At 42.4% G+C, this 13506-nt stretch carries 14 protein-coding genes; 10 read left to right on the top strand and 4 right to left on the bottom strand.

The window, feature by feature from the left end; all coding sequences use genetic code 11:
- The first annotated feature begins 54 nt into the window (after positions 1-54).
- Positions 55-273 (top strand): alpha/beta-type small acid-soluble spore protein, encoded by a 219-nt coding sequence (locus LCM11_RS15440; protein ID WP_014642441.1) that lies wholly within the window; start codon positions 55-57, stop codon positions 271-273.
- Positions 274-384: 111 nt separating this feature from the next.
- A complete protein-coding gene (locus tag LCM11_RS15435; protein WP_224895173.1) occupies positions 385-534 on the top strand; it encodes a hypothetical protein in 150 nt (49 codons plus the stop codon).
- Between the two features lie 100 nt (positions 535-634).
- Here the strand turns inward: LCM11_RS15435 and LCM11_RS15430 are convergent, their stop codons facing one another.
- Together LCM11_RS15430 and LCM11_RS15425 are read right to left on the bottom strand one after the other, a co-directional pair.
- Positions 635-1732: an ABC transporter ATP-binding protein gene (locus LCM11_RS15430; protein ID WP_224895172.1), complete on the bottom strand. Its 1098-nt coding sequence runs from the start codon at positions 1730-1732 to the stop codon at positions 635-637.
- 123 nt (positions 1733-1855) lie between these two features.
- Complete coding sequence (locus tag LCM11_RS15425; RefSeq protein ID WP_224895170.1) at positions 1856-2752, bottom strand: PucR family transcriptional regulator; 897 nt, start codon at positions 2750-2752, stop codon at positions 1856-1858.
- A gap of 131 nt (positions 2753-2883) precedes the next feature.
- Between LCM11_RS15425 and LCM11_RS15420 the strand changes: the two genes are divergently transcribed.
- The gene (locus LCM11_RS15420; RefSeq protein WP_041601223.1) at positions 2884-3165 is read left to right on the top strand and encodes a metal-sensitive transcriptional regulator; all 282 of its coding nucleotides are present in this window, start codon (positions 2884-2886) and stop codon (positions 3163-3165) included.
- A gap of 54 nt (positions 3166-3219) precedes the next feature.
- Here LCM11_RS15420 and LCM11_RS15415 read toward each other — a convergent pair whose 3' ends face one another.
- Positions 3220-3396: a hypothetical protein gene (locus LCM11_RS15415; RefSeq protein ID WP_224895169.1), complete on the bottom strand. Its 177-nt coding sequence runs from the start codon at positions 3394-3396 to the stop codon at positions 3220-3222.
- Positions 3397-3973: 577 nt separating this feature from the next.
- Between LCM11_RS15415 and LCM11_RS15410 the strand changes: the two genes are divergently transcribed.
- The 3 genes from LCM11_RS15410 (at position 3974) to LCM11_RS15400 (ending at position 6507) form a co-directional block, all read left to right on the top strand.
- Entirely contained in the window at positions 3974-5110 is a 1137-nt protein-coding gene (locus LCM11_RS15410; protein ID WP_224895168.1) for a DUF445 domain-containing protein, read from the top strand.
- A gap of 84 nt (positions 5111-5194) precedes the next feature.
- Positions 5195-5554, top strand: coding sequence for a YlbF family regulator (locus LCM11_RS15405; RefSeq protein WP_014642448.1), 360 nt, complete (start codon positions 5195-5197; stop codon positions 5552-5554).
- A 182-nt stretch (positions 5555-5736) separates the two neighbouring features.
- The gene (locus LCM11_RS15400; RefSeq protein WP_224895166.1) at positions 5737-6507 is read left to right on the top strand and encodes an enoyl-CoA hydratase; all 771 of its coding nucleotides are present in this window, start codon (positions 5737-5739) and stop codon (positions 6505-6507) included.
- Between the two features lie 80 nt (positions 6508-6587).
- Here LCM11_RS15400 and LCM11_RS15395 read toward each other — a convergent pair whose 3' ends face one another.
- Positions 6588-6773: a YhzD family protein gene (locus LCM11_RS15395; protein WP_224895165.1), complete on the bottom strand. Its 186-nt coding sequence runs from the start codon at positions 6771-6773 to the stop codon at positions 6588-6590.
- Between the two features lie 149 nt (positions 6774-6922).
- Between LCM11_RS15395 and LCM11_RS15390 the strand changes: the two genes are divergently transcribed.
- The 4 genes from LCM11_RS15390 to LCM11_RS15375 all read left to right on the top strand — a co-directional run bounded on the left by LCM11_RS15390 (position 6923) and on the right by LCM11_RS15375 (position 13494).
- Positions 6923-7822, top strand: coding sequence for an ABC transporter ATP-binding protein (locus LCM11_RS15390; protein ID WP_224895164.1), 900 nt, complete (start codon positions 6923-6925; stop codon positions 7820-7822).
- Positions 7815-9068 carry an ABC transporter permease gene (locus LCM11_RS15385; RefSeq protein ID WP_224895163.1) on the top strand — a complete coding sequence of 418 codons (1254 nt, stop codon included), beginning with the start codon at positions 7815-7817 and terminating at the stop codon, positions 9066-9068. Before LCM11_RS15390 ends, LCM11_RS15385 begins: the two co-directional genes overlap by 8 nt.
- Before the next feature lie 278 nt (positions 9069-9346).
- Positions 9347-10597, top strand: a complete 1251-nt coding sequence (locus LCM11_RS15380) for a metallophosphoesterase family protein (RefSeq protein ID WP_224895161.1) — start codon at positions 9347-9349, stop codon at positions 10595-10597.
- Positions 10594-13494, top strand: coding sequence for an ATP-binding protein (locus LCM11_RS15375; protein WP_224895160.1), 2901 nt, complete (start codon positions 10594-10596; stop codon positions 13492-13494). Before LCM11_RS15380 ends, LCM11_RS15375 begins: the two co-directional genes overlap by 4 nt.
- Positions 13495-13506: the final 12 nt, after the last annotated feature.

Raw genomic sequence — 13506 nt, 5'->3', positions numbered from 1 at the left:
ACATAAAAAATACAATACCGGCTCATACTACTTTTACACAGGAGGTGAGACAACATGGCTAACAACAACAGTTCAAATGAGTTAGTAGTACCTGGTGTGCAACAAGCTCTAGACCAAATGAAATACGAAATCGCTCAAGAATTCGGAGTACAGCTTGGTGCTGATTCTACTTCCCGTGCTAACGGTTCTGTAGGTGGAGAAATCACTAAGCGTCTTGTACAAATGGCTGAACAACAGTTCGGTGGACAGCAGTACGGACAACAACAAAAATAAATATGTGTGACGAAGGAGGAAGGGTGCGCCCTTCCTCTTTATTTTGTGGGGAAAATTCAAATTTATGACTGCGGAAAGAAGTGCATCATATGCAGGAATGCGGGATTTGTAATGGCTGGGGTAAGACAGAAAAAACATGTCCTAAGTGCAACGGAAAGATGGAGGATCGGGGTAGAATTACTGATTTTCTGGATGATTATAGCCCGTACCTGGATCAAAAATGGACAAATCTGGTCGACGGGGATGAAGATTCTTCAATAACAGATGAATGTATTCATTTGTTTATATGCCGCAAGTGTGACCTCCAAGACGTTCAAAGTTCATAAAAGAAGCGCAGCTCTTAAGAGCTGCGCTATAGCTATTAGCGGATACGTAATTCAGAATCTTTATCGAAGAAGTGAACTTTGTTCATATCAATTGCAAGCTCGATGTCTTCACCGCCGTTAATATCTGTACGGGAGTCTACACGAGCAATAAATTCCTGATCATTAAGTCGAGAATAAAGGTAAGACTCAGATCCCATCATTTCAGCTACTTCGATATGCGCTGTAATCTTCTTGTCCTGGTTAGCATCAATGAATACCGGCTCATCGTGCATATCTTCTGGACGAACGCCAAGGATCAGTTCTTTTCCTACATAGTTCTGTTCACGAAGCGTCTTCATTTTTCCTTCTGGAACCGTAATCTTGACGGTACCAAGGTCAACTTTACCTTCTTCTAAGGTACCCTGCAGGAAGTTCATGGCTGGTGAACCAATAAATCCGCCTACAAAAACATTCTCTGGTTTGTCATAAACATCTTTTGGCTTACCGACTTGCTGAATGATGCCGTCTTTCATAACGACAAGTCGAGTGGCCATTGTCATCGCTTCTGTCTGGTCGTGTGTTACATAGATTGTTGTAGTTTGCAGACGCTGGTGAAGTTTTTGAATTTCCGCACGCATTTGTACACGAAGTTTAGCATCCAGGTTGGAAAGCGGTTCGTCCATCAGGAATACCTTAGCATCACGAACGATGGCACGTCCAAGCGCAACACGCTGACGCTGACCACCTGAGAGAGCTTTCGGTTTACGGTCAAGTAAAGCTTCCAGACCAAGAATGTTGGCTGCATTGTTTACACGCTGCTCAATCTCTTTTTTGTCCATTTTACGAAGCTTCAATCCGAAAGCCATGTTGTCATAAACGTTCATGTGAGGGTAAAGAGCATAGTTCTGGAAAACCATCGCGATGTCCCGGTCTTTCGGTGCTACGTCGTTCATACGTTTATCATCAATCAGAAAGTCGCCGCCGGTTATTTCTTCAAGTCCTGCAATCATTCTTAGCGTTGTAGATTTACCGCAACCAGATGGACCTACGAATACGACGAATTCTTTATCATTGATATCTAAATTAAAGTCTTCAACTGCTTTTACATTCTTATCATAAACTTTTTCGATATTATTGAGTTTCAATTCTGCCATTATGAGTCACTCCAATGTGTTTTTTGAAATCGCTTTCTTTACTGTTTACAGTGTAGCGAATTCTGAAAAATGGGTAAATGGACAAAGTGCACAAAGATTCGTCATTGATCTTTGTGCACTTTGTTAGTGATCCAGAGTGATCAAGGCGAGATACGTAATCATGGCTCCTTCAAACTGTTTCACATCTATACCTGTTTTCTCAATAAATTTATCGACCCGGTATTGAAGACTATTCCTGTGCATGTAAAGGTTTTTAGCTGCCAGGGTCGCATTGGAGCCGGATTGAAGAAAAACTTTAATAGTCTGCAATAGGTCTTTATCTTTCTTAATATCCTGAAAGATAGACCGATGAATATGCTCCCACTGATGCTCGGGAATCGCTTCGATAAACAAATAAGGCATAACCTCCTTATAAGTAACGGCCGAATCAATCCGGTATTTTAAGGCAATCGTATGACAGTAGGCCGCCCACTTATAGATGGATGGCGAAGAAGGGATATCCTGAGAGAATTCACTGATATAGAACTGGATATTGGTGTAAAAATCACTCATTAGTACATCCACAATCCCTTGGAAAGATAAGGGCTCCTGGTTCTTTTCATGAATTTCTTCAATAATAAATCCTTCTCCACTGTTTTCCCATATAATTGGCATTTTTCTCGGGAAAAGGGATTGGAACGCTTCTTGAAAGGATTCTTTATCTTCAGGAAGGTTCGCTATTGAAAAGAACACAAACCGATATTGAATTGGCCACTGAATTGCCAGTTGATCCTGGCTGCCTTTTAAAAAGTCATTCCAGGCCGTTTCCCGTTCCGTTTCTGCCGGAAGATCAACCGGTGCTGGAGTGAGAAAAACGGAAAGAAGTTTGGTATCTCGTGTCTCCGTTTCTTCTTTTGAAATACCAATAGTGTCCATTGAAGGGGTTAAATACCAATTGTAGGCATCGGAATGGTCGGTTCCTTCAGGATCTGATATGATTAATGAAGGGTAGATAGCTTTAAGCTCGGCAATTATGGTCATGAATATCTTCCTTTTTTATAGATTCTTTACTATTATAGTAGTACATTGCACAATAAACTTAAAATCAGCACCCCGCAGATGGGTTTATGGTATAGGCCTAATTTATAGGTATAGAAGGGAGTCGTTCCTCTATGGAACAAGTGAAAGACAGTAATTTATACGGTCAGGAAACAAAAAACCGTTTAAAGCGAATTGAAGGACAAGTCAGAGGCGTATTAAAAATGATGGATGAAGATAAAGACTGTAAAGATGTCATAACTCAGCTATCAGCCGCCCGTTCAGCTATGGATCGTGCGATCGGATATATTGTAGCCAAAAACCTGGAAGGCTGCATCAGGGAAGCCCATGAAGAAGGCGAATCTGCAGAAGATTTAATTAATGAAGCTGTACAAATGATTGTAAAAAGCCGATAACACAAAGCCGGAGATGTACGAAGCATCACCGGCTTTTTTCATCTTTGCCAATCGTTAGTGCTGGGAATTTCTTTTGGGCTGTTCTGGAATTTCGTGTGCTTCACCAAGTTGTTCATGCCCATGTACGGGTTTCACAGTTCCTCCGGCCATTCCTTCGTTGATCATGCGATCGACATCAAGTTCATACTTATCTTTTCCTTCAGGAACTCGATTGTTTTCATTTTTCTTCATAACAATTCACCTCCCTTATTAGTTTGTCCCGTAATAAAAGAACCATGAAGGTTTCAAAAGATGCCCTCATGGATTTTTATATTTCCTATATAATGTAATGATTGCCCATAGGACGCTTATTTAAGAAGAGGGCCGGATAGTTGAAGACTCAGTTCCGAGATATTGTGTGGAGAAGGGGCTCCAGGGAACGGCTCGCTTTCCGGCCCTGCGTCGTGTAGAGCCATAGGAAAGTGTTCAAATGTGGCATCACCCCGCAAGACACGACCAGCATAAGCCGAGCATCAAAAGGACGGTGGTCTTTCCGTCCGTTGATGAACGGCTTATGTCTCGAGTGTCTGGGTGATAGAACAAGACGAGTTATTTCCCCGCCAGCCCTCTTCCACAAAAAGTAACGGACCCACTTATCTCGAAACTGAGTCTTAAAGTAATAGGAGTTTTTCCGCAAAAAACAATATCGATATTTATTAGAGCTAAAGCTAAAGGAAATGATAAGCAGGCGGATTTTTTACATAAAAATTGGCACAACCCTTGAAATGTCTTATACTTGGGTGAGATTAAATAAAGAGAGGTTGTACCCATGAATCCTGTATTGCTCGTGTTAATGATGATAGGAATCGGTGCGTTAATCGGAGGACTGACCAACTCCCTTGCTATAAAGATGCTTTTTCGACCTTATCGTGCGTTGTATATTAAGAATTTCCGCCTGCCTTTCACCCCTGGATTGATTCCAAAGAGACAGAAAGAACTCGCCAGACAATTGGGGCGAATGGTGGTCGAGCATTTACTGACCGCAGAAGGTCTGCGTCGTAAACTGGAACGGCCTGCTTTCCAAACCCAAATGACGGAATGGGCTCAAGAAGAGATTGAGAAAATACTTAACCATCCGGCCACTCTTCAAGAGATGCTTGAGGAACTTGACCTGGACATGAATACGATTCATCTTGAACAGTCGATTTCCAGCTGGGTAGAGAATCGCTATCATTCTGTAATGGATAACTACCGGGAAGAAACCTTGGAAAATCTCCTCTCCTATGAATGGAAAGAAAAAATTGAGGTGGGAGCGGATCAGCTGGCTGATCATATTCAAGAGCAGGTTACATTGTACTTTCAAAGTCCAGAAGGCAGATATAAAGTAACTGCACTAATAGACAATTATCTGGATAACCAAGGGTTTCTTGGAAATATGATTTCCTCTTTTATGGGACCGGACGGGATTACAGAGCGCATCTACCCTGCGATTATTCGTTACGTTTCAGATAAAGAAATGACTTACTGGCTCAGGGGCATGCTTCAGTCCGAACTACAGCGGGCGATGAAGCAGCCTGTAGGGTTTTATGAAGATAAGATCGGGCGAACGGCCGTTGGTCATACATTAGGGCAAGCCGTCGCGAAAGCCCTTCCGCTTGAAGAATGGCTTCAGAAAACGGTAGCGGAATGGTCCAAACCTTATCAGCATAAAATTCTTCAGGAATTCGTGCCTCTTCTCGTTAAGAAGGCAAGCGTTCTATTATCCGGTAAGATGGAAAGTATGATGGAATCCATGCACCTTTCAGAAATTGTACAGGAAGAAGTGGAAGCTTTTCAGGTTGATCGGCTGGAGGAAATGGTTCTTGGAATCTCCCGGCGGGAATTCAAAATGATCACATATCTAGGGGCATTGCTTGGTGGTCTAATTGGATTGCTGCAGGGTTTAATTGTTTTATTTCTCGGATAAATAGGGATTCCTATACATCACATCTTCAGTTTGTTATAGTGGTGTAGGAGTCAAAGAACGAAACCATTTAGGAGGCTTTTAATTATGTCTAATATCTACGATCACGCGTATGATCTTGAAAAAGCAATTAGAAACAGTGAGGAATTCACAAGCTTGAAAGAAGCTTACGAAGCAGTTATGAATGATGAAGCTGCTAAAAAAATGTTTGAAGATTTCCGTCAGACCCAAGTAACTCTTCAACAGAAACAAATGCAAGGTGAAGAGATTTCTGAAGAAGAAGTTGAAGAAGCTCGTAAAGTTGTTGAACTTGTTCAACAGCACCCTCAGATTTCTAAACTGATGGAAGAAGAGCAGCGCTTGAACACGGTTATCAATGATGTTAGTAAAATCATCACTAAGCCGTTGGAAGAGCTTTACGGAAATCCGGAAGAGCCACAGCAATAATAAAAAAGTCATCCTCCTCGAGGGTGGCTTTTTTTATGGTGTATTCATTAATAGAACGGGGAGGGGAGACCTCCTGCATACTTGTGTCTCTATCTCCAGTTTTATGTCGTTTTGTGCAGGGAAAATTCTTACAAATGGAGAAATAGAATAAAGAGAGAGAATTTTTATAAAGGGGTTTGAGAATGAAATATTTCGTTATTGAAGAAATAGACAATGTGGTCCATTTGAAGATAGCCCGTGGTGAGAAATACAATGCCTTGGATGCAGAAATGCTGAAGGAATTCGCCGAAGCGATTCAACAGGTTAAAGAATATGAAGGACAGGTAGTGGTGCTCTCTGGAAAAGGAGATGGCTTCTGCGCCGGCGGAGATCTTAGCATGATGGACACTGTGAGTGATGCAAAACAATATGATGAGGTAATGAACCATATTGAAACCATCGTGTCTTCCATCTATACCATGCCGAAAATCGTAGTCTCGGCCATCCATGGTCCAGCAGTAGGGCTTGGGTTAAGCATAGCTCTTGCAGCGGATTACGTAGTGGCGGAGCCGGATGCTACGATTTCAATGAATTTCATTGGCATTGGTCTTATTCCGGATGGAGGGGCTCACTTTTGGCTCCAGCAGCGTCTAGGGACTCACCAGGCGAAGCAATTTGCCTGGAAAGGAGAACAGATGAGGGCCAAAGAGGCGTATGACCACAAACTGGTGGATATCGTTGTGAACGGATCCGTGCAGGAAGAAGCTCATGAACTCGCTAAGAAATGGAGCAGGCGTCCTTTAAAATCCATGATTGCGACGAAGGAGATTTATCATCAGTATGGACTTGATCAATTAATGCTTTACCTTTCAAAGGAACGCAAAGCCCAGTGGGATATGAAACAGACAGACGATCATCATGAAGGTGTAAAAGCATTTAAAGAAAAAAGACAGCCTAATTTTAAGGGAGAATAAAAAAAGCCGCGCAGATAAGCGCGGCTTTTTTACGTGAGACTATTACGGTTATGACAGGTTTAATGAATAGCGGGCAATTGTTATCTGTGAAACAAAACCAGGTGTCCCTCAGGTGCAACACAGCGATGAGTCTGTTCACTGTACCCTTCTTCTGCTAATCTTTCCTGCCCTATTTTTTTTGCTTCATCATCATTTTCCGCCTGGAAGGTCTCATCCAGCACATTCGTGCCATCACTCTTAAATACGGTTAAAAAATACGTCTTCACAACTATTTCCTCCTTGAACTGAATAAGTGTTCATTATTTTACATTAGCGATTGATGAATGAAATTCCTGCCTTCTAGAAAATTTTTTAATTAAATGAAACTAAACGGTGGGCTTTTCGTAGTAGAATTAGAAAGAGAGGGGTGCAGAGGATGACTTTACGACTAGAGAATGTAACTAAGAAATTCGGATCATTTACAGCGGTCGATGATTTATCGCTGGAGATTCCCGAAAAGCAGATTTTTGGCTTTCTGGGGGCTAACGGAGCAGGAAAAACCACGACCTTTCGTATGATTCTTGGACTTCTGGATCAAACAAAAGGGTCCATCTCCTGGAACGAGGGATCGATCGGATATGACCAAAGCCATTTGATTGGTTACTTACCAGAGGAAAGAGGACTTTATCCGAAATTAAAAGTGCAGGAACAACTTATTTACTTAGCTAAACTACGAGGGATGAACAAAACTGAGACGATAAAAGAACTGGATTATTGGCTGGAGCGATTCAAAGTACCTGAATATAAAAATAAAAAAGTAGAGGAACTGTCCAAGGGAAACCAGCAAAAGATTCAATTTATCTCAGCTGTGTTACATAAACCTAAATTGCTCATATTGGATGAGCCTTTTTCAGGCCTTGATCCAGTAAATGTAGAAATGTTGAAGAAAGCGGTCGTGGACTTGAAAGAATCGGGAACGTCCATTGTTTTTTCTTCTCACCGAATGGAGCATGTGGAGGAGCTTTGTGAGTATCTATGTATCCTTCATCACGGAACCCCGGTGGTTCGTGGACGTTTGAAAGATATTAAGCGTTCCTTTGGCAAAAAGAACATCCGTGTGCATGCGGACTTTGACACAACTTACCTGGAGCAAATTCCTGGCGTAACCAAATATAAGCCTGTGCAGGACGGTTGTGAACTGGAAGTAGAATCCGAAAGCATTTCACAGGAAGTTTTCCGAGAACTGCAAGGAAAAGGGTTTGTCCGCACGTTTGACCTGGAGGAGCCGACTTTGAACGATATCTTTATTGAGAAGGTGGGGGCTTCTTATGAATAAGTTCTTCATTATGATGGGGCACACCTATCGGAACCGTGTAAAATCAAAATCGTTTCTAATTACCACGATCATTACAGTGCTTATTATTTTTGGACTGACAAATTTACAGCAAATTATTAATTCTTTTAGTAGTGACGAAGAAGAAAAGACGGTTGCCATGATTGCTGAGAACGAAGATTGGATTGAATCCATTAAGCAGCAGTTGGGGACAAATCAGGAAGTGGCTGTTGAAGCCTACAGTGGAAGTCTGGAAGAGGCACAAGAGAAGGTGGAAGCGGGAGATTTTCAATCCGTTACGGTTCTTGAAGAAGCAGAGAATGGCCTGCCTCAAGCTGATTATTATGCCAATCAGGTTGCAAATACAGGAACGAGTGAACCGATCAGGCAGGCTCTCCAGCAGCTTAAAGTTCAAATTATTACCGAAAGAGCGAACGTGAATGATGAAGTCCTTCAACAGATTTCGGCTCCTGTAGCCTTTGAATTAAATGCACTTGAAGAAAGTGCGAAAACGGCGGAGGAGCTGAACCAGACACGAGGTCTCGTCTATGTTATGCTGTTTTTCATGTATTTTGCTGTGATGATGTATGGCAATATGATTTCAACTGAAGTAGCCACTGAAAAATCCAGCCGGGTTATGGAAATTCTGATTTCAAGTGTATCTCCTGTAAAACAGATGTTTGCCAAGATTATCGGCATTGCTCTGGTTGGGTTGACGCAGTACGGGATTTTTATTCTGGTAGGTTATTTAGGTATTCAACAAAGCAAAAATTCCGGAACCGGCTCGTTGCTTGAATCATTCGGGCTCACAAATGTAGATCCTTTAACTGTGGTATACGCCCTTGTATTCTTTGTGCTTGGTTATTTGCTATACGCTACACTCGCCGCCACGCTGGGTTCACTAGTCAGTCGGCTTGAAGATGCCCAGCAAATCGTAGCCCCTATGATGATGCTGGTTATTGCTGCATTTCTTATTTCTATGTTTGGCCTTGCGCAGCCGGATGCTGCTTTTATCACCATCAGTTCCTACTTTCCATTTTTCGCTCCCCTGACCATGTTTCTGCGGGTGGGGATGCTCGATATACCGATTTGGGAAGTGCTGCTTTCCATCGGAATACTAATTGGTTCCATTGCCTTGCTTGCCTTCCTGGGAGCACGCATTTATCGGGGTGGAGTCCTCATGTATGGAAAGTCTTCATCCTTGAAGGATTTGAAAACAGCTTTGCAGCTTTCTAAAAAGGAAAAATAGAACCAATCCGCGTTTCCGAAATGGGAGCGCGGTTTTCTATTTCCTTCGTTAACTATACACTTATGGACAGGAGGAAGAGGATCACTACTAGCATGATACAGGGCGGGTTGATCACTTAAAAAGAAGATTCACCTCGCAAATATCAACTTTTCGCAACGAAATAGTCAGGTTCCCTGTAAAAGCAGTGCCTAGATAAAAATAGAAATTAAAAAGGCGAACGTGCATTCGAAATATACCTTTGTTAAAATAAAGGAAAATAGATAAAGAGAGGTGAGGATATGCTAGAAAAGCTTCGATTTATTCATGCGGCAGATTTACATCTGGACAGTTTGTTTAAAAGTAAAAGTCATGTATCTAAAGCGCTGTTAGAACGTTTAAGAATGAGTACCTTCGAAGCTTTTGACCGGCTTATCGATGCCGCTATCCGGTCTCAGGTAGATTTCGTTTTAATTGTTGGTGATTTATTCAATGAGGAAATGAGAAGTCTGAAAGCTCAAATACACTTGAGAAAAGGCTTTGAAAGGCTGCGCGATCATGCTGTACAGGTGTATGTCAGTTATGGAAATCATGATTTTTTACAAGGGGCTCATTACCCCATTGATTTTCCCGAAAATGTACATATATTTTCTTCTCAGGATGTAGCAGCTTTTACATATAAGAAAAAGGGAGAGGCGCTGGCTAATCTATATGGTTTCAGCTACGTGGAGAAGAAGGTCACAGATCGTAAGGTGAATGAGTATATCCGCGAAGGTGGAGCTCCTCTGCATATCGCTATGCTTCATGGAAGTCTCGATACAAATACCGAACACGATGTGTATGCCCCGTTCCGTCTGGAAGAACTGTATGAGAAGCAAATGGATTATTGGGCGCTTGGTCATATCCATAAACGTCAGTTCTTATCGGAAGATCCACCGATTGTCTATCCTGGGAATATTCAGGGACGTTCAAGGAAGGAATCGGGTGAAAAAGGCTGTTACTTGATTGATTATGATAAAGGGGAGTGGAAAAAAACATTCCTGCCTCTGCAGAGTTTCGTGTATGACACCATATCTCTTTCAGGGGAAAGCATGGGTACTCCTCAAGACCTTGAAAAAGTCCTGGATGAAGCTAAATCATTGGTACAACGAAATGAGGGGGGCGTCATGCTGGAAGTTATTCTTACTTCTACTCATGGGCGTCTTAAGAAATGGCAGTCTGAGGGAGTGCTTTTAGATTGGATAGAGCTTATGAATGAAGATGAAGGGGAAGAAGATCAATGGGTGTGGATCGATCGCGTCCGTATTGAAGATAAGCCGTTACAGGATGAAGAAGATCTAAGAAAAGGTGAGCATTTTACCGGTGAACTGCTTAGAGAAATGGATGGACTGGGAGAAGAAGAATTAGAGGATTGCCTGTCCGCTTTATTTCGACACCGGAAGGCTTCCAGGTTCTTAGATGCGCTTTCCCACGAAGAAAAACAGGAAATCATTGGGGCAGCAAAAACACTCACATTGAACCGGCTGTTAACAAAAGAGGGTGAGCACTCATGAAGATTAAAGAAATCCATATTTATGGATTTGGAAGATGGAAGGACCATTCTATAAAGCTTGAGAACGAGCAGGTTACGCTCATAACCGGCCAGAATGAAGCTGGCAAATCTACACTGTATCAGTTTATTCTCTTTATCCTCTTTGGACTCCCTCCAAAGGAACGCGAATCTTATCGTCCTAAAAGCGGGGGATCGGTAGGTGGAAAGCTGATCGTGTCCACTAGCGAGTTCGGAGAGGTAGGGATTGAAAGGCTGCATGAAAAAGATAACGGTAAAGTCGTCTGCCGCATGAAGGACGGCAGGGAAGAAGGAGAAGAGTGGCTTAAGTACCAGCTTGGCAGAATGAACCGGAATGTGTACGATTCCATTTATAGTTTTAATGCCGAAGACTTAACAAACCTGAACCAATTAAAAGGGAGTGAGATTGGAGAAGTACTATTAAACATAGGACTAACTGGCTCGGAACAAATTTACCAGACTGAAAAATGGCTGGACAAAATGAGCCAGGAACTTTTTAAACCTAAGGGCAGAAAACCGGAATTTAATCAGCAGCTTCAAGTTGTGGAGGATTTATATCGAAAACAAGCCATGGCAGAAAAAGAAGAAGGCTCCTACCAGAAATTAAAATCAGACTTGATAAAATGGATCGAACAGGTGAAGGAAACGAACGAAGAGATTGCTGATAAAAGAAACGAGCAGTATAGTTTAGAGCAAATGACTAAAGCTCTACCGCTCGTCCTTGAATTCCATCAACTAAAATCTGAAATGCATGAAGCTGATGTGGATCGTTCATTTCCGGAAGAAGGCCGTGAGCGCTATCAGCAAATTAAAGAAGCTATTCTTCCATTGGAAAGTGAAAAACATGTAACAAAGACAAAGCAGGAGGAATGGTTATCGAGACAGCAAGCTATTAAGCAGCAGCTCGTCTCAGAAGAGGATTGGAAGGAAGCGGAATCTCTTCTTGAAAAACAGGCTGGCTTTGAACGTGCCTCTTATGATATAGAGCAGTGGAAGAAGAGAAAAGCTGAGCTTCAGGAGAAATTAGAGTATGATCGTCAGCAGATGCATGTTCCTATTCAGGACGACGAGTGGAACGATTATTCTTTTCCTTTTTATATAGAAGAAACTTGGAGCAGTTTAAAACAGGAAGCGAAATCGATTGATCAAGAAGAGGCTCGTTTAGATGAATGGGACTCTGAGCTGAAAGTGGAAAAGCATTCCATTCACAAGCGTCAGGAATCCCTGGCACAAAAGATGATGGATGAAAGCGAAGTGAGAAGCTATTCAGAACAGTTAACTATGCACGGTCAGACTGGAGCTTCTTCTCCTGAACATACACCGGCTCAGTTATTGAAAGTTTATCGCTTGATGTGGATTGTCGTTACCATGATCTTGTTTACAGCCGGATGGACGATCGCTTTGCTTTCATCCCTTATGGTAATAGGTCTCTTAGCAACGCTCGCGAGTGGAATAACTGTTTATTGCGCTTTTCGGAGCCATCGCTCTTTGCAGAAGGTGGTACCAGTAAAAGAGAATCCTTCCGCACCTGTCCATTCCGTATCGGAAATTCAGCAAAAGCTTTCTGAGCATGAAAAGGATAAAGCTGAACGTGCTCATCTGGAAGATCAGGAGCGAAACGTCAGCCAGGAAGAAATACGCCTGGAAGAAAGAAGGAGACACCTGAATCAGCGGAAAAAAAGGCTTGAAGCTGGAATACAGGAGCAGGAAACCCTCTATCCATTTTTAGCATCTTTGTCTATTGATCATTGGGACAAATTATATCACTGGCTAACCCAGGCTAAGCAGAAGTGGTCGGAAATTGAAAAGCTGGAACGCTCCATTACAGAACATGAGGAATGGATACAACGTGTTCTTCATGACTTGAAAAGGTTTTATGAGCGTCTGAATTGGGAATCGGATTCCAAAGAGGCACTTGATATATGGAGCGATCTGAGAAGCTGGGCAAACCAGCAACAGCAGCTTCAAAGCGAATTGTCATCCGTGAACAAACAAATCTCCCAGACAGAACAACAGCTGAAAGAAATCAACGCTAGACTTCATGTCTACTATGAAAAGCGTCAGGATTTATTCAATCAAGCTGGGGTTCCCTCAGAAGAAGCATTTTACCTTCGACTAAAGCAGACCGAAACCTTAAGAGAGCAAAATGCTCGACATCATTCACTTATTCAGCAGATCCACCGGCTTTTGTCTGAAAAAGAGCAGAAGCAATTTGCTGTCTGGCAGCATCCCCCTGATGAATCCGAGTTGCAGGTGCAATGGAATGCCATCAAAGAAAAACGGCAGGATAAAGAGAAGGAGCAGCGGGAACTGCAGCAGCAGGTGGCTGATACGAAAAGTAAATTGAAGACTTTAGAAAGTTCCGGGCAATATTCTGAACTGGTTCACCATTACGAAGCGGAACGATCGAAGCTTAAAGACCTCGCCATTGAATGGGCTAAATACCAGTTGGCGGGACATGTGGTTCACAAAACAAAAGAGAAGTATAAACAAACTTACTTACCCCAAGTTCTAGAACAGGCAGGAAAGTATTTTTCCCGTTTAACGAGCGGTAAATATGTGGCTGTGCACTTGCTTGAGGAGCGTGAAGCTTTAAGGATAGAAGACTATGACGGTAAGGTTTATGAGGTGTTTGAGCTTTCCCGGGGAACAAGGGACCAGCTATATGTGTCCTTACGCTTAAGCTTAGGAAAAGTAATGGCCAAAACTGTCCGGCTTCCCTTTCTTTTAGATGATGCATTCGTACATTTTGACGAGCAGCGTCTCCCAGTCATGCTGGAGATCATAGAAGAGATGTCTAACGACCATCAGACTATTCTTTTTACATGGAGAAGCGATCTCTCCAGTAGTTTCCAAAGTGCTGAGGAGCATAAACTTTAGTAAAATAGGGAA

The organism is Halobacillus halophilus (genome assembly GCF_020171985.1).
GTDB lineage: Bacteria > Bacillota > Bacilli > Bacillales > Halobacillaceae > Halobacillus > Halobacillus halophilus_A.
Note: the sequence above shows the minus strand (reverse complement) of the source record. Positions and strands in the feature narration are given on the sequence as shown.